This window comes from Propionicimonas sp. T2.31MG-18 (assembly GCF_964266745.1).
Taxonomy (GTDB): Bacteria; Actinomycetota; Actinomycetes; order Propionibacteriales; family Propionibacteriaceae; genus Propionicimonas.
Map to the genome: position 1 here is coordinate 261,732 of NZ_CAXWGX010000028.1, position 16,284 is coordinate 278,015.

The 16,284-nt window shown below is 71.7% G+C and carries 13 protein-coding genes; 4 read left to right on the top strand and 9 right to left on the bottom strand.

All coding sequences use genetic code 11. The features are described from left to right. The first annotated feature begins 40 nt into the window (after positions 1-40). Entirely contained in the window at positions 41-1,825 is a 1,785-nt protein-coding gene (gene metG / locus ACFQQJ_RS15755) for a methionine--tRNA ligase (RefSeq protein ID WP_377107956.1), read from the top strand. Between the two features lie 53 nt (positions 1,826-1,878). Here metG and ACFQQJ_RS15760 read toward each other — a convergent pair whose 3' ends face one another. Then, positions 1,879-2,808 carry a type IV toxin-antitoxin system AbiEi family antitoxin domain-containing protein gene (locus ACFQQJ_RS15760; protein ID WP_377107958.1) on the bottom strand — a complete coding sequence of 310 codons (930 nt, stop codon included), beginning with the start codon at positions 2,806-2,808 and terminating at the stop codon, positions 1,879-1,881. Between the two features lie 378 nt (positions 2,809-3,186). Here ACFQQJ_RS15760 and ACFQQJ_RS15765 point away from each other — a divergent pair, with 378 nt between their 5' ends. Next, positions 3,187-4,047: a sulfotransferase family protein gene (locus ACFQQJ_RS15765; RefSeq protein ID WP_377107960.1), complete on the top strand. Its 861-nt coding sequence runs from the start codon at positions 3,187-3,189 to the stop codon at positions 4,045-4,047. 25 nt (positions 4,048-4,072) lie between these two features. Here the strand turns inward: ACFQQJ_RS15765 and ACFQQJ_RS15770 are convergent, their stop codons facing one another. From ACFQQJ_RS15770 to ACFQQJ_RS15785, 4 genes are read right to left on the bottom strand one after another with little or no spacing between them, the layout of a single operon-like run. Then, complete coding sequence (locus tag ACFQQJ_RS15770; protein ID WP_377107962.1) at positions 4,073-4,720, bottom strand: uridine kinase; 648 nt, start codon at positions 4,718-4,720, stop codon at positions 4,073-4,075. Next, a complete protein-coding gene (locus ACFQQJ_RS15775) occupies positions 4,717-6,369 on the bottom strand; it encodes a phospho-sugar mutase (RefSeq protein ID WP_377107964.1) in 1,653 nt (550 codons plus the stop codon). Before ACFQQJ_RS15775 ends, ACFQQJ_RS15770 begins: the two co-directional genes overlap by 4 nt. Before the next feature lie 9 nt (positions 6,370-6,378). Further along, positions 6,379-7,188 carry a purine-nucleoside phosphorylase gene (locus tag ACFQQJ_RS15780; RefSeq protein ID WP_377108036.1) on the bottom strand — a complete coding sequence of 270 codons (810 nt, stop codon included), beginning with the start codon at positions 7,186-7,188 and terminating at the stop codon, positions 6,379-6,381. 4 nt (positions 7,189-7,192) lie between these two features. Beyond that, on the bottom strand, positions 7,193-7,660 hold the full coding sequence (locus ACFQQJ_RS15785) for a hypothetical protein (RefSeq protein ID WP_377107966.1): 468 nt from the start codon (positions 7,658-7,660) through the stop codon (positions 7,193-7,195). Between the two features lie 68 nt (positions 7,661-7,728). Here ACFQQJ_RS15785 and ACFQQJ_RS15790 point away from each other — a divergent pair, with 68 nt between their 5' ends. Next, complete coding sequence (locus ACFQQJ_RS15790; RefSeq protein ID WP_377107968.1) at positions 7,729-9,141, top strand: NAD(P)H-quinone dehydrogenase; 1,413 nt, start codon at positions 7,729-7,731, stop codon at positions 9,139-9,141. 5 nt (positions 9,142-9,146) lie between these two features. Here the strand turns inward: ACFQQJ_RS15790 and ACFQQJ_RS15795 are convergent, their stop codons facing one another. The 4 genes from ACFQQJ_RS15795 to chvE all read right to left on the bottom strand — a co-directional run bounded on the left by ACFQQJ_RS15795 (position 9,147) and on the right by chvE (position 14,309). Continuing rightward, the gene (locus ACFQQJ_RS15795; protein ID WP_377107970.1) at positions 9,147-10,316 is read right to left on the bottom strand and encodes an ROK family protein; all 1,170 of its coding nucleotides are present in this window, start codon (positions 10,314-10,316) and stop codon (positions 9,147-9,149) included. Positions 10,317-10,377: 61 nt separating this feature from the next. Next, positions 10,378-11,589, bottom strand: coding sequence for a multiple monosaccharide ABC transporter permease (mmsB, locus tag ACFQQJ_RS15800; protein ID WP_377107972.1), 1,212 nt, complete (start codon positions 11,587-11,589; stop codon positions 10,378-10,380). Beyond that, positions 11,586-13,130, bottom strand: a complete 1,545-nt coding sequence (gene mmsA, locus ACFQQJ_RS15805; RefSeq protein ID WP_377107974.1) for a multiple monosaccharide ABC transporter ATP-binding protein — start codon at positions 13,128-13,130, stop codon at positions 11,586-11,588. The genes mmsB and mmsA overlap by 4 nt, the downstream gene beginning before the upstream one ends. Positions 13,131-13,205: 75 nt before the next feature. Next, a complete protein-coding gene (chvE, locus tag ACFQQJ_RS15810) occupies positions 13,206-14,309 on the bottom strand; it encodes a multiple monosaccharide ABC transporter substrate-binding protein (protein WP_377107976.1) in 1,104 nt (367 codons plus the stop codon). Positions 14,310-15,089: 780 nt separating this feature from the next. Between chvE and xylA the strand changes: the two genes are divergently transcribed. Next, a complete protein-coding gene (gene xylA / locus ACFQQJ_RS15815) occupies positions 15,090-16,280 on the top strand; it encodes a xylose isomerase (RefSeq protein ID WP_377107977.1) in 1,191 nt (396 codons plus the stop codon). Positions 16,281-16,284 lie beyond the last annotated feature (4 nt).

Below are 16,284 nucleotides of genomic sequence, written 5' to 3' on the forward strand. Positions count from 1 at the left end.
CGTCCGTGCCGTGGGCGCGGAGCGCATAGGATGACCCTTCGTGAGTTCCCGCATCCTCGCCGCCGTCGCCTGGCCGTACGCCAACGGCCCGCGGCACATCGGCCACGTGTCCGGCTTCGGAGTGCCCTCCGACGTGTTCTCCCGCTACCAGCGAATGGCCGGCAACGACGTGCTGATGGTCAGCGGCACCGACGAGCACGGCACGGCCATCCAGGTGCAGGCCGACAAGGAGGGGCTCACCCCGCAGCAGACGGCCGACAAGTACCACCGCATCATCGCCGAGGACCTCCAGGCGCTGGGCTGCTCCTACGACCTCTACACCCGCACCACCACGCTGAACCACCGCGAGGTCGTCCAGGAGCTGTTCCGCACGCTGCACGACAACGGCTACGTCGTGGCCGAGGTGCAGCAGGGCGCCATCTCGCCGTCCACCGGACGGACGCTGCCCGACCGCTACATCGAGGGCACCTGCCCGCACTGCGGCTACGACGGCGCCCGCGGCGACCAGTGCGACAACTGCGGCCGCCAGCTCGACCCGATCGACCTGATCAACCCGCGCTCGCGGATCAACGGCGAGGTGCCCGAGTTCATCGAGACCGAGCACTTCTTCCTCGACCTGCCGGCCCTGGCCGGTGCGCTGGGGGAGTGGCTCGCCACCCGCACCGACTGGCGTCCCAACGTCATGAAGTTCAGCCTCAACCTGCTCAAGGAGCTGCGTCCGCGGGCCATCACCCGCGACCTCGACTGGGGCGTCCCCATCCCGCTGGAGGGCTGGGAGGACGCGTCGATGAAGCGCATCTACGTGTGGTTCGACGCGGTCATCGGCTACCTGTCGGCCGCCGTGGAGTGGGCGCGCCGCTCCGGCGACCCCGACGCCTGGAAGCTGTGGTGGCAGGCAGAGGACGCGCGCTCGTACTACTTCATGGGCAAGGACAACATCACCTTCCACTCGGTGATCTGGCCGGCCATCCTGCTGGGCGCGAACGGCCAGGGGGACAAGGGCGGACACGGCTCGGCGTACTCCCCGCTGAACCTGCCGACCGAGGTGGTCTCCTCGGAGTACCTGACGATGTCGGGGTCGAAGCTGGCGTCCTCGCGGGGGCACGTGATCTACGTCCGCGACTTCCTGGCCGCGTTCGGGCCCGACCCGCTGCGCTACTTCATCGCCGTCGCCGGCCCGGAGAACCAGGACACCGACTTCACCTGGGAGGAGTTCGTCCGGCGCAACAACTACGAGCTGGCGAACGAGTGGGGCAACCTGGTGAACCGCTCGATCTCGATGGCGCACAAGAACGTCGGGGCGATCCCGGCGGCCGGAGAGCTCACCGACGCCGACCGCGAGCTGCTGGACGCGGCCAGGGCGGCGTACGCCGTCGTCGGCGACCTGTGGGGGCGCTGCAAGTTCAAGCAGGCCACCGCCGAGGCGATGCGCGTGGTCGGCCTGGCCAACAAGTACATCTCCGACTCCGAGCCCTGGAAGCTGAAGGACGACCCGGTGCGGCGCGACACCGTCCTGCACGTCGCGCTCCAGGTGGTGCAGGACTGCAACACCCTGCTCACGCCGCTGCTGCCGCACGCGGCGCAGAAGGTGTTCGAGGCGCTCGGCGGCCAGGGGGTCTGGGCCGCGCAGCCCGAGCTGCGGCTCGTCCGCGAGGGCGACGGCCCCGAGTACCCGGTGCTGACCGGCGACTACACCGCCCAACTGGCGACCTGGGAGTCGCGTCCGATCGCGGTGGGGACGCCGCTGTCGAAGCCGTCCCCGCTGTTCGCCAAGCTCGACGACACCCTCGGCGAGACCGGCCCCGACTGGGCCCCCATCGCCTGACCACTCGCAATGTGGACCGAAACCGCCGATCTCGGCGGTTTCGGTCCACTTTGTCATTGGAGACCGTGGTGAGCGCAGCGGGGGCAGGGGGTGATGTCGCCGGGCCAGCCGTGGATACGCAGGACGCCGGCCACCTGGCGGGCGACCTCGCAGGGCCGGCCGCGCACGTCCCTGCTGCCGTAGCGCAGGGTCACCAGGCTCAGTTCCGCATGCCGGTTGTCCCGGGAGAGGTCGCGGAACGCGGACTCCGCGTCCACGTGGCCGGCGCGGCCGTCGAGTTCCACGAGCAGGCCGTACTCCTCGTACAGCGCATCGCTGCGTGAGCCCCTGCTGACATGTACCTGCCGGCGCGCCGCGGGCAGCCCGTGGGCACGCTCGACATCCCTGCGGTAGGCGTACTCCAGGGTGCTCTCGATGCCGGAGAGGTCGCCCAGGAGCGCGAGCAGCATCCGCCGTTCGCGCACGCGGGCGCGGGCCCCGACGGTCGTCCGGAGGCTGCCCAGGCTGACGATGCGCCGCCGCACCGCGTCGGAGAAGAGGGCCACCGCCGCCTCGGGGTGGAGGTTCTCGGCGACGTCGATCACCGCGTCCTCAGCGCTGATCCGGGGAAGGAGCCCGCGTCGTCGGGAGAGCCGCCCGATGGTGTCCCTCCGCATCAGGGCATCGACCGAGGAGCGCGGCCTGCGGTCCGCCGGCACCCAGACCAGCGGGATTCCGACGGGGCGCTCGAGGCCGAGGACGCGGAGCGCGGCGTCGCCGCCGAGAGCGCACGGCTCGCCGCCGCGCAGCACGGCGAGCCAGGCCTGCTTCTCCGGGCCCTCCACGCCCGGCCGGGTGTCGTAGACGCCGTGGCACGCCACCGACCAGTGGCCCTGGGCGACCAGCCGACGGACGGCCTGGTTGCCGAGGCCGAGGAGTCCGGCCTGCTCGGCGCTGACCAGTCCGGACTGCGCCGCGGCGAGCTGCCTCATCGGCCCGCTCACGTCCTGTCTGTGGTGCACGCCCTCATCTTCCGCACGACCGGACGCCGCGGCGTCGCCGGTCGCGCCGCCTGTGGACGGCGTCCTCGCCTGTGGACAACGCGCCTCAATGGCATCTCCTCGGGCCTCGTCGCTTCGCTCTCGCGCTCATTCGCCCCGCCTGCCTTCCCCCTCCCCTTCGCAAGATGGACCGAAACCGCCGTCAACGAAGGTCTCGGTCCACCTTGCGTGGGGGAGGGGCTGCGGGCGGGGCGGGAAGGCGGGGGCGGGATGCGGGGGATGAGAGGCGGAGCGGTGCAGCCGACGGGGGGTCATGCTGCGGTCACCGGGAGGACGCCGTCCGGACACCAGCCGTTCGGGTGGGGCGCCTAGCGTCGCGGCATGGCCTCGAGCACACCCTGGCGGACGTCGGCGAGCGACGCCCTCGCCCGGTGGACGGGCTACCGCGTCGTGAGGGACGGGTCCCACGTCGACACCCTGCCGCGCGGGCGCGCCCGTCCGCCGCTCGACCCGCAGGACCGGCTCGTCCCCGAGCCGGTGTTCCTGCTCTCCTCCGTGCGCTCCGGCTCGACGCTGCTCCGCGCCGTCCTCAACTCGCACAGCCAGGTGCACTCCCCGCACGAGACCCACTTCCGCCGTCTCACCGTCGTCGCGCGGACGCCGCCGTCGCGCCAGGCCCTGGAGGCGGACGGGCTGACCCTCTCCGATGTCGACCACCTGCTGTGGGACCGGCTGCTGCACCGGAGCCTCGAGCGCTCCGGCAAGCGGGTGCTGGTCGAGAAGACCCCGAGCAACGTGTTCGTCGCCGACCGGCTGCACACGGCCTGGCCAGGGGCCCGGTTCATCTTCCTGATCCGCCACCCGCTGATGGTCGCCAGGTCGTGGCACGCCGCCGACCCCGCGGGGCGGCCGATGGAGCGGGCAGTGGAGCACACCCTCGCCTACATGGAGCACCTCGAGCGGGCGCGGCGCCGGCACCCGGGCATCACGGTGCGCTACGAGGACCTGACGGCCGATCCCGCCACCCAGACGCGGCGCCTGTGCGACTTCCTCGGGGTCGAATGGGAGCCGGCGATGGTCGACTACGGCCAGGCCGACCACGGACGGTTCGAGGCCGGCATCGGCGACTGGAGCGACCGCATCCGCTCGGGTCGTATCCAGCGCGCGGCGGACCTCCCCGCCCCGGAGGACGTCCCGGAGAGTCTCACCGGCATCGCACGGGCCTGGGGCTACCTGGCCTGACCTCGCGGGCGCGGACTCAAAGGGGTCAGGGCGCGGGCACCGGCTTCGGGGTGGCGGCGAGGTGGGCGAGCGCCCCGCGCATGGACAGCGGCGTGAAACCGGCCGCGACAGCCTTGCGCCGGAGCCCGGGCTGGGCACGCCACAGGGCCAGCCCCCGGCGCAGCAGGATGAGCGGCGGCTTGCGCTTCTTCGCCAGGTCGCGACGCAGGCGCAGCCAGAACACGACCGGCCCCGGGCGGTCGAGGTACACCGCGTCCACGTCCAGGCCGGCCTCGCGACAGGTGGCCAGGAACTCGATGGCGAAGATGCCCTCAGCGGTGAGGCAGGTGGCGCCGTCGAGGCGCACCTCGTGGGTGCCCACCCGGCGACTCTCCGAGATCGAGTAGGCCGGCACCACCACCGAACCCGTCGACAGCAGCTGCTGGAGCGCGGCGACGGCCGAGCGCGCGTCCCAGGAACGGACGTCGTCCCAGTCGGTGATGCCCAGGGTCTGCGGCATCCCGGGGTGGTCGGCGTCGAAGTAGAAGTCGTCGAGCCGCAGTGACGGGCAGCCGACCGCGTGGGCGAGCCGCGACTTCCCGCTCCCGGACGGCCCCGCGATCAGCACGAGCCGGCAGGGCGGGGACGCGGGCTGCGCGCCGGGCGGTTCGGCCGCCGTCCCCGGGCCGCTCACAGGCCGAGCGCCGCGGCCATGTCGGCACGGGCTGCGGCCATCACCTCCGCGGCGCGCGCACGGGCGAGGACGAGGTCCTGGCTCTCCTCGACCCCGAGCCGCACCTGGAGGTAGCACTTCAGCTTGGGCTCCGTGCCGGACGGCCGCACCACCACGCGCACCGACCCGCCGCTGAAGAGCATGCCGTCGGTGGGGGGCAGCTGGGCGCTGCCCGCGGCGAGGTCGACCGCGGTGACCGGCTCGCCGGCCAGCACGGACGGCGGTGTGGCCCGCACGCGGGCCATCGCGTCGGAGATCAGGCTCAGGTCGGCGACCCGGAACGACAGCTGCGAGGTGAGGTGCAGGCCGTACCCGCGTGCGATCTCGTCCAGCCGGTCGGCGACCGTCCGTCCGTCCGCCGCCAGCTGGGCGACGAGGGCGAGCACCCGCACCAGGGTGGTGATGCCGTCTTTGTCCGGGACCGCCGCGGCGTCGGTGCAGTAGCCGATCGCCTCCTCGTACCCGAACGCCAGCCCGGGCACCCGGCCGATCCACTTGAAGCCGGTGAGCGTCGTCGTGAACGGCTGCCCGTGCGCCTCCGCCATCGTTCCCAGCAGCGTGCTGGACACCACCGAGCACGCGTACGTGCCCTGCACCCCGCGGCGCAGGAGGTCGTCGGCCAGCAGGGAGCCCATCTCGTCCCCGGTGAGCATCCGCCAGGTGCCACCGATCGGGGCGGCGATGGCGCAGCGGTCGGCGTCCGGGTCGTTCGCGATCGCGACGTCGGCACCCACCTCGCGGGCCAGCGCGAGGGCCAGGTCGATCGCGCCCGGCTCCTCCGGGTTGGGGAACGGGACGGTCGGGAACGCCGGGTCCGGCTCGATCTGCTCGGTCACCCGGTGGGGGCTGCCGAAGCCGGACGCCTCCACGACCCGGTCGACGACAGAGGCGCCGACGCCGTGCATGGCCGTGTACACCCAGGTGACCTCACGCGGCGCACCAGGCGGGGCGAGCGATGCCGCCCGCGCGACGTAGGCGTCCACGAGTTCCTCCCCGACCAGCGGGTAGTCCTCGCTGCGGGCGATGTCGGCCAGCGGCCGGGACGCGACCTCGGCGATCCGGGCGGCGATCAGGCCGTCCGTCGGCGGGATGATCTGCGAGCCGTCGCCGAGGTAGACCTTGTAGCCGTTGTCCTGCGGCGGGTTGTGGGACGCGGTCACCACGACGCCGGCGACACACTCGAAGTGCCGGATCCCGAACGCCACCACGGGCGTGGGCAGGGGACGTGAGCACAGCAGCGGCTGCAACCCGGCCCCGGCGAGGATCTGCGCGGTGTCGGTGGCGAACACGTCGGAGTTGTAGCGAGCGTCGTAGCCGACGATCACCCGTCCGCCCTCGAACCCGAGGTCGAGCAGGTGGGCGGCCAGGCCGGCCGCCGCCTGGCTGACCACGACCCGGTTCATCCGCGCCGGGCCGGGGCCCAGCGGGCCGCGCAGGCCGGCCGTACCGAAAGCCAGCGGGCCGGAGAACGCGTCGGCGAGCTCGGCCAGCGCCGTCCCGTCCCCCGCGTCCGCGCGGGCGACGAGGTCGTCCAGTGCCACGGCGGTGGCCACATCGGGGTCCTGCTCGCGCCAGGCGGTGATCCGCTCGCGCAGTTCGGTGCCGATCATGGCGTCCTCCTAGAGCCGGTCGAGGAGGACGGCGAGCAGTGCGCGCAGGCGGGGCTCGGCGGCCTTGCCCGCGGCGATCACCTCCGCGTGCTCCAGGGGGGTCGGGGAGATCCCCGCCCCGGGGTTGGTCACCAGGGAGATGCCGAGCACCTCCAGGCCGGCCTCGCGTGCGGCGATGGTCTCCAGCGTGGTGGACATGCCCACCAGGTCGCCGCCGAGGACCTTGGCCATCCGCACCTCGGCGGGGGTCTCGTACTGCGGTCCCCGGAACTGCACGTAGACGCCTTCGAGGAGGGTCGGGTCCACCTCGTGCGCGAGGGCGCGCAGCCGCGCGGAGTACGCCTCGGTGAGGTCGATGAAGGTCGCCCCCTCCAGCGGCGTGGCGCCGGTGAGGTTGATGTGGTCGCGGATCAGCACGGGCGTGCCCGGTGCCCAGTCGGCGTGCAGGCCGCCGCACCCGTTGGTGAGGACGATCGCGGACGCCCCCGCAGCCGCGGCGGTCCGGACGCCGTGGACGACGGCGGCGACGCCACGTCCCTCGTAGAAGTGGGTGCGCCCGGTGAACAGCGCGGCCACCTTCCCGGTGCCGGTGCGGATGAGCTTCAGGGCCCCGCCGTGCCCGGCGACGACCGGCTTGGCGAAGCCGGGGAGCTCCTCCAGCGGGCACTCGCCGAGCTGCTCGCCGACGCCGGCGGACGCGCCGGACCACCCTGAGCCGAGCACGAGGGCGAGATCGATGGAGGAGATCCCGAAGCGGTGGGTGAGGGTTGCGGCGGCCTCTGCGGCGAGGGCGCGCGGATCTGTCTGCGCAGTCACCAGATGACTATAACGACGGGGTCCGGTCCCGGTCAGCCGGGGCGTCGTCCTCGCCGTCCCCGCCGGTGTCGTCCTCGTCGTCCTCGAGCAGCGCGAACCGGGTGGCGCGCCGCCGCGGCTGCCGCCGGATCATCACCACCAGGGCGGCGAACAGCCCCAGCCACACGAGCACCTGGCCGGTGTGGACGCGGTCCCTCGGGCCGGCGAGGTAGGCCCACGCCATCAGCACGAGACCGAAGGCGATCGTGGCCGCGGCGCCGGAGAGGACCATCCGCGAGCGGCGTCCGGCCGGCCGGGCGGCCGACAGGTGCAGCAGCCACACGCCCGCGGCGACCGACACCGACAGCGGCAGCGAGGAGAGCTCCAGCAACACGGTCTGCGCCGGCGTGGCCTCCGGCAGCCCGACGACCACCATCACCACGCTGACCAGCACGCCGGCCAGGGCGACGGCGGAGAGGATGACGCGGGGGACCACGTGCCGAGCCTAACCAGCGCGCGCACCCGGGCAGGGACGCGACGCGTCCGGCGTGGGAGAATCCTGGGGTGACGGACGTGGTGATCATCGGCGGCGGTCCCGGCGGCTACGAGGCGGCGCTGGTGGCCCGCCAGCTCGGTGGCCGGGTGACGCTCGTCGAGCGCCGCGGGCTGGGCGGCTCGGCCGTCCTGACCGACGTGGTGCCGTCGAAGACGCTCATCGCCGCCGCGGAGGTGATGACCAAGATCCGCACCGCGGAGGAGGTGGGCCTCCACCTCACCGACGACACCCGCCGGCTCGGCGCGGCGGTGAGCGTCGACCTCGGGCAGGTGCACGCGCGGATCCGAGAGCTCGCCCGCGCGCAGTCCGCCGACATCACTGAGCGGCTGCGCGCCGACGGCGTGCGGATCATCAGCGGGAGCGGGCGGCTGGACGGCCCGCAGCGGGTCATCGCCCAGACCGCGGACGGCGACGAGGAGCTGCCGGCCGACATCGTGCTGGTGGCGACCGGTGCGCACCCCCGCGAGCTCGACACCGCCCGTCCCGACGGGGAGCGGATCTTCACCTGGGCCCAGATCTACGATCTGGAGGAGGTGCCGAAACACCTGATCGTGGTCGGGTCGGGCGTCACCGGCGCCGAGTTCGCCAGCGCCTACACCGCCCTGGGCGTCACCGTGACGCTGGTCTCGTCCCGCCACCAGGTGCTGCCGGGGCAGGACGACGACGCCGCGCGGGTGATCCAGCACGTCTTCGAGAACAGCGGCATGACGGTGCTCAACGGCGCCCGCGCGCTGGGCGCCGAGCGGCGCGGGGACGAGGTCGTCGTGCGGCTCGCCGACGGCGCGGAGGTGGTCGGCTCGCACTGCCTGATGGCCGTCGGTGCCATCCCCAACACCACCCACATCGGCCTGGAGGAGGCGGGCGTCCGCCTGTCCGCGTCCGGGCACATCGAGGTGGACCGGGTCTCGCGCACCAGCGCCCGCGGCGTCTACGCCGCCGGTGACTGCACCGGCGTCAACGCCCTCGCCAGCGTGGCGGCCATGCAGGGCCGCATCGCCATGTGGCACTCCCTCGGCGACTCGGTGGCCCCCCTCGACCTGCGGACGGTCTGCGCGAACGTGTTCACCGCCCCGGAGATCGCGACGGTCGGCTGCAGCCAGGCCGACATCGACACCGGCGTCGTTCGTGGGCTCACGATGATGCTGCCGCTGCGCAGCAACGCCCGGGCGAAGATGCAGGCCCTCACCGACGGCTTCGTGAAGATCTTCTGCCTGCCCACCACCGGCATCGTGGTCGGCGGGGTGGTGGTGGCGCCGTCGGCGTCCGAACTGATCCACCCGCTGTCACTGGCCGTGCGCAACAAGCTCACGGTCGACCAGCTCGCGGAGACCTTCACGGTCTACCCGTCGCTGTCCGGCTCGCTGGCCGAGGCCGCCCGGCGCCTGCACGGGCACTCCGCAGAGCAGGTCATCACCTACTGAGCAGGTCAGCGGGACAGGGACGCCGGGTCGGTCAGCAGGGGCTCGAACGCCAGCGCGGCCGCGCCGATCATCAGCAGGTCCGGGCCGAGCTCGGCCGGGGTGATCCGGACGCCCTCCAGCGACGGCGGCAGGGCCGCGGCGGCCACGACCCGCTCCAGGCCGGCCGGGTCGTACGCCTGGAGCGCCGCCAGGAAGCCGCCCAGGGCGATCACGGCGGGGTTGAACAGGTTGATGGCCGCGGCGAGCGCGCTGCCGAGGTGCCCGAGCTGGCGCTCGACGATGGCGGCCACCCGGTCCGAGCGGTCGGCCAGCAGGGCGGTCTCGAAGGCGGCGGCGTCGGCCCGGGGCAGCCCGAGTGCGTCCAGCAGCTCGGCGCGGGTCACCTCCGCCTCGAGCGTGCCGGCGATGCCGGCGGAGTCGACGACGGACGAGCCGGAGACCCGGACGTGGCCGAGCTCACCCGCGTAGCCGGCGATGCCGCCCAGCGGCGTCCCGGCGATGATCACGCCGCCGCCGATGCCGGAGGCGCCCCCGTTGACGTAGACGAGGTGGTCGTGGCCGCGGCCCGCGCCGAACTCGTGCTCGGCCAGGGCGCCGAGGGCGGCGTCGTTCGCCACCAGCACCGGGTAGCCGACCGCGGCGGCCAGCGGCTCCCCGAACGGCTCGTCGTGCCAGTCGAGGTGCGGAGCGTTGCGCACCACACCGTCGCTGGTGCGCACCTGCCCGGGCACGGCGACGCCGACGCCGGCGACGGTGAGGCCCTCGAGCTCGACCTGCATGCCCGCGATCACCGCGGCGGTGATGCTCAGCACCTCCGACGCGGTGGGGATCCGGTCGTACTCGTGCCGGATCACCCGGCGGACGCCACCGTCCAGCCCGACCAGCCCGATCGTCAGCGCGTCGATCTCGGGGTTCACCGCGATCGCGGTCACCTCGGGACGCACCTCGACCACCGGGCTGGGGCGTCCCACCTGGCCCTGGGAGTCCGGCTCGCGCTCGGCGACCAGCCCCAGTTCCACCAGGTCGTTGACGAGGCTGGCGATCGTCGAGCGGTTGCGTCCGGTGCGCTTGCACAGCACGGCCCGGGACGCCGGCCCGCCACGGTAGAGCAGTCCGAGGATCGCCGAGAGGTTGGTACGCCGGACGTCCTCGGTCGTGCCCGCCGTGATCGCCATGCCTGCCACTCCTGAGTTCGTGCGTCCGGGGGAGACTATCGCGCGATCCCGGCGCGCAGGATCACCGCCCGCCGCGCCTCTTGTTGATCAGGTCGAACGCCACCGCGAGCAGCAGGACGAGGCCCTTGATCGCCATCTGCCACGCCGCGTCCACCGACAGGATCGACAGGCCCATGTTCAGCACGCCCATGACCAGGCCACCGATGACCGCCCCGGTCACCGTGCCGACACCGCCCTGGACGGCGGCGCCGCCGATGAACACCGCCGCGATCGCGTCCAGCTCGTAGTTCTGGCCGGCGGAGGCGACGGCGCTCCCGGCGCGGGCGGTGCTGACGACACCGGCGAGAGCGGCGAGAACGCCCATGTTCACGAAGATCGCGAAGTTCACCCGGCTGGTCTTCACGCCGCTCATCACGGCGGCGAAGAGGTTGCCACCCATCGCGTAGACGTGCCGGCCGAACACCGTCCGGTTGAGCAGGAAGGAGTACGCCACGACCAGCACGGCGAGGATGATCAGGATGATCGGGGTGCCGCTGTAGTTGGCCAGCTGCCAGCAGACGGCCATGATCGCGACCACGGCGAGGGCGATCTTGACCCAGAAGGACGCCGCACCCTCCACCGGCAGGTCGAGGCGGCGCCGTCCGGCCCGCGCGACCAGCTGGAGGGCGACCAGCGCCGCGCACGCGAGCAGGCCGAGGACCAGGGTGAGCACGTCCACCCGGCCGATCTTGCCCAGCCAGCTGGGCAGCCAGCCGGCTCCGATGGCGACGAACTCGTTCGGCAGGCCGCCGATGGTGCCGCCGTGCAGGAAGATCAGGGTGAGCCCGCGGAACAACAGCATGCCGGCCAGGGTGACGATGAACGCGGGGATGCCCATCAGGGCCACCCAGAAGCCCTGCCAAGCGCCGACCACCGCGCCGACAAGCAGCGACACGATCACCGCGAGCCACCACGGCAGGTGCCACTCGCTCATCGCGAGGGCCGCGACGGCGCCGATCATGGCGACGGCCGACCCGACGGACAGGTCGATGTGGCCGGCGATGATGACCATCACCATGCCGATGGCCAGGATCAGCACGTAGGAGTTCTGCTGGATCAGGTTGTTGACGTTGCCGGGCATCAGCAGGCGTCCGCCGGTGAGCACCTCGAACAGGCCGATGATCACCACGAGCGCCGCGAGGATGCCGTACTGGCGCAGGTCGGTCGCCAGGCGCCGGCTGCCCGCTGCGGGAGCGCTGCCGGTCGCGGGTGAGGTGCCGGTCTGGGTGGTCATCGCTGGGCTTCCTTTCCCATGGTCATCAGGTACATCAGGTCCTCCTGCGTCGCCTCCGCGCGGGGCAGCTCGCCGGTGACGGCGCCCTCGGAGATGGTGTAGATCCGGTCGCACATGCCGAGCAGTTCGGGCAGTTCGGACGAGATCATCACGACCGCCTTCCCCTGGTCGGCGAGCGCGTTGATGAGGCCGTAGATCTCGTACTTCGCGCCCACGTCGATGCCGCGGGTGGGCTCGTCGAGGATCAGCACGTCCGGCCCGGAGACCAGCCACTTGCTGAGCACGACCTTCTGCTGGTTGCCGCCGGACAGGCGTCCGACGACCTCAGAGACGCTGGGCGTCTTGATGTTCATGTCCCGCCGGTAGTCCTCGGCCGAGAGGTACTCGCGGTTGCGGTCGATGACCCCCCACCGCGCGAACCGGGAGAGGGCGACGGCGGAGATGTTGGTGGTGACGCTCGCGATCAGGTTCAGCCCGTAGCGCTTGCGGTCCTCGGTGACGTAGGCGATCCCGTGGGCCACGGCGTCGTCCACCGTGGCGGTGGTGATCTCCTCCCCGTCCTTGTAGACCCGGCCGGAGATGCCGGTGCCGTACAGGCGTCCGAACAGGCTCATCGCGAGTTCGGTACGGCCGGCGCCCATCAGCCCGGCGAAGCCGACGATCTCGCCGGCGCGGACGGAGAAGCTGGCGTGGTCGACGACCACCCGCGACGGGTCGGCGGGGTGGTGGGCCGTCCAGTCCTCCACGCGGAACTTCTCCTCGCCGATGGTGGGCTGGTGCGGCGGGAACAGGTTGTTCAGCTCGCGGCCGACCATGGCCTTGATGATCCGGGCCTCCGTGGCGTCCGGGGACGACATGTCGATGGTCTCGATCGTGTGGCCGTCACGGATCACGGTGACCCGGTCGGCGATGCGCCGCACCTCGCGGAGCTTGTGGGAGATCAGGATGCAGGTGATGCCGTGGTCGCGCATCCCGGCGATCAGGTCGAGCAGGTGGTCGGAGTCCTCGTCGTTGAGGGCCGCGGTGGGCTCGTCCAGGATCAGCAGGGAGACGTCCTTGGCCATGGCCTTGGCGATCTCGACCAGTTGCTGCTTGCCGACGCCGATCTCGTAGACCTTCGTGGACGGGTTCTCGTTCAGCCCCACCTTGGCCAGCAGGGCCGCGGCCTCGATGGTGGTGCGGTCCCAGTTGATCACGCCGCGCGCGGCGCGCTCGTTGCCGAGGAAGATGTTCTCCGCGATCGAGGCGAGCGGATTGAGGGCGAGCTCCTGGTGGATGATGACGATGCCGGCCGCCTCGCTGGCGTTGATGTCGCTGAAGGTGGCCTCGGCGCCATTGAGCTCGATCGTGCCGGTGTAGGTGCCGTGCGGGTAGACGCCGCTGAGCACCTTCATCAGCGTCGACTTCCCCGCGCCGTTCTCGCCGCAGATGGCGTGCACCTCGCCGCGCGCCACCTCGAGGCTCACGTCGTCGAGGGCGCGGACGCCACTGAAGTCCTTCGTGATTCCCTGCATCCGCAGGATGGTCGCTTGGTCAGCCATGCCTCTCACCTGTCGCAGTGCCGGACGGACGCCCCTGTGGGGCGGCAGGCACCCTGCCGCCCCACAGGAGAGGACTCAGCCGAGACCGACGTCAGAGGCCTTGAGGAACCCGGAGTCGATCAGCTTGCTCTGCACGAGGTCCTTGGTGACGACCTCGGGCTCGATCAGGTAGGACGGGACGACCTTCACGCCGTTGTTGTAGGTCTTCTCGTCGTTGACCTCGACCTTCTCGCCCTTGGTGATCTGCTGGATCATCGTGAACACGCGGTCACCCAGCTTGCGGGTGTCCTTCCACACGGTCATGGCCTGCTCGCCGGCGAGGATCGCCTTCACGTTGGCCTTGTCGCCGTCCTGGCCGGTGATCATCGGGTAGTCCGCACCCGGGGCGTAGCCGGCGCTCTTCAGCGACGCGACGATGCCGATCGCGAGGGAGTCGTTCGGGGAGAGGACGGCCTGGACCTTCTTGCCGCCGGTGTAGAACGAGGACAGGCGGTTGTCCATCTCGGCCTGGGCCTTGTCGGACTGCCAGGACTGGATGCCGATCGAGGTCCACTCGTCGTTGGACTTCGGGGCCTTGCCGCTGGGGACGACCAGGGTGCCCTTCTGGACGTAGGGGAGCAGCACGTCCCAGGCGCCGGCGAAGAAGAACTTGGCGTTGTTGTCGTCGGGGCTGCCGGCGAACGGCTCGAAGTTGATCGGGCCGGCCGCGGAGTCGAGCTTCAGCTGGTCCTTGAGGAAGTTGCCCTGGAGCTGGCCGACCTTGTAGTTGTCGAAGGTGGCGTAGTAGTCGACGTTGGGGCTGCCGTTGATCAGGCGGTCGTAGGCGATGACCTTCACCGTCTGCTTGGCGGCCTCCTCGAGGACCGGGCCGAGGGCGGTGCCGTCGATGGACGCGATCACGAGGATCTTCGCCCCGCCGGCGATCTGGTTCTGGATCTGGCTGATCTGCTGGTCAACCTTGTTGTCGGCGTACTGGAGGTCGACGGTGCAGCCGGCGTCCTTCAGCTTCTTCTGGAGCTGCTCGCCGTCGTTGATCCAGCGCTCCAGGCTGCGGGTGGGCATCGTGATGCCCACGTTGCAGTTGGCGGCGCCGCCAGGGGTGGTGCTCGCACACGCCGCGAGCGGGAGCATCAGTGCCCCCGCCGCGAGGAGCGCGACGAACCGGGTCTTGTGCGACATCTGTGTTCCTCTCTGAATCGCTGTCGCCGAGTGCCCTGGTCGCGGCGCTCCGCTGCGTCGCTCCAGAGCCGGGTTGCGTCCGCAACCTTTTGTCGATAGCGGCAACTTAACGCGCACGGTGAGGGCCAGCAAGGGTCGATGATAACGATCACATAACGGTGCGAAAGGATTCGTTGCGGGTCGCGACGCCCAGCGGGTTTCACGGCGGACGCCGTCCCGCCGGCGGCGCCCCCGCGTCCCCCACGTTGAGGGCCAGCCTTGCAGCCGAGCGTCGCCGCCTTGCGTCCCCCAGGCCTCAACGCCGAGGGCCAGCCTTGCGGCCGAGCGTCGGCACCTCTGCGTCCCCCATGCCCCGACATCGAGGGCCAGCCTTACGGCCCAGGGCCAGCACCCAGGGGCGAGCCCTCGGCGACAGGGCTGGCCCTCGATGGTCGGGGCGGGCCCTCGACGTTGGGGGCTGGCCCTCGAGTCGGGAGGCGGCCGGCCAGGGTCGGCGGGCGGGCGTGGGGCCCCAGGCCCCGGGCGGAGGGCGGGCGTGGCTGCGGGGCGACCCCGGCCGGGCGGCGGGGGGTGGCGGCGGCGGGCCCGGCCCGGCGGCGGAGGGGCAGGGACGGCGGCGGAGGGGCAGGGACGGCGCTGGCGTGGCGGCCGCGCGGCCCGGCATCATGGGGGCGACGGGTCCGCCGCACTGCCGCTCACGGGGGCTGGACGGGGCGCCGGGGACTCGGATAAGTTGTCTAGGACAACATTCGCTCGATGAAGAGAGAGATGGGAAGCCTCGTGACTCTCACGCCTACCCCTTCGGACCAGTTCACCTTCGGCCTGTGGACGGTCGGCTACAACGGCACCGACCCGTTCGGTGGTCCCACCCGCGCCGCGATGGACGTGGTGTACGTGGTGGAGAAGCTCGCGTCCTACGGCGCCTACGGCCTCACGTTCCACGATGACGACCTGTTCGCGTTCGGTTCCACCGAGGCCGAGCGCCGGACGCAGATCGACCGGCTCAAGGCCGCGTGCGAGGCGACCGGCCTGAAGGTGCCGATGATCACCACGAACCTGTTCAGCCAGCCGGTGTTCAAGGACGGCGGCTTCACCTCCAACGACCGCAACGTGCGCCGCTTCGCCCTGCGCAAGGTGCTGCGGAACATCGACCTGGCCGCGGAGATGGGCGCGAAGGTCTTCGTGATGTGGGGCGGACGCGAAGGTGCCGAGTACGACGCGGCCAAGGACATCCGCTCTGCGCTGGAGCGGTACCGCGAGGCCGTCAACCTGCTCGGCCAGTACGTCACCGACAAGGGCTACGACCTGAAGTTCGCGATCGAGCCGAAGCCGAACGAGCCCCGCGGCGACATCCTGCTGCCGACGGTCGGCCACGCACTGGCGTTCATCGAGTCCCTGGAGCGCCCGGAGATGGTGGGCCTCAACCCCGAGGTCGGCCACGAGCAGATGGCCGGGCTGAACTTCGCCGCGGCGATCGCGCAGGCGCTCTACGCGGGCAAGCTGTTCCACATCGACCTCAACGGCCAGCGGGGCATCAAGTACGACCAGGACCTCGTGTTCGGCCACGGCGACCTGCACAACGCGTTCGCCCTGGTCGACCTGCTCGAGAACGGCGGCCCCGAGGGCGGCCAGGCCTACACCGGCATGCGCCACTTCGACTACAAGCCCTCCCGCACCGAGGACGAGAACGGCGTCTGGGACTCCGTCCAGGCGAACATGCGCACCTACCTGCTGCTGAAGGAGCGGGCCAAGGCCTTCCGCGCCGACCCCGAGGTGCAGGCCGCGCTCGCCGACGCCAAGGTCTACGAGCTCGCGCAGCCGACCCTGGCCGAGGGCGAGAGCTACGACGACCTGCTCGCCGACACCAGCGCCTTCGAGGACTTCCAGGCCGGCGCCTACTACAACGGCAAGGGCTTCGGCTTCGTCCGGCTCCAGCAGCTCGCCACGGAGCACCTGCTCGGAGCACGCTGACCCC

Coding starts and splice junctions, on each gene's coding strand:
- ACFQQJ_RS15765 (WP_377107960.1), top strand. CDS start 3,187: ATGGCCTCGAGCACACCCTGGCGGACGTCGGCGAGCGACGCCCTCGCC.
- ACFQQJ_RS15775 (WP_377107964.1), bottom strand. CDS start 6,369: ATGATCGGCACCGAACTGCGCGAGCGGATCACCGCCTGGCGCGAGCAG.
- ACFQQJ_RS15795 (WP_377107970.1), bottom strand. CDS start 10,316: ATGGCGATCACGGCGGGCACGACCGAGGACGTCCGGCGTACCAACCTC.
- mmsB (WP_377107972.1), bottom strand. CDS start 11,589: ATGACCACCCAGACCGGCACCTCACCCGCGACCGGCAGCGCTCCCGCA.
- mmsA (WP_377107974.1), bottom strand. CDS start 13,130: ATGGCTGACCAAGCGACCATCCTGCGGATGCAGGGAATCACGAAGGAC.
- chvE (WP_377107976.1), bottom strand. CDS start 14,309: ATGTCGCACAAGACCCGGTTCGTCGCGCTCCTCGCGGCGGGGGCACTG.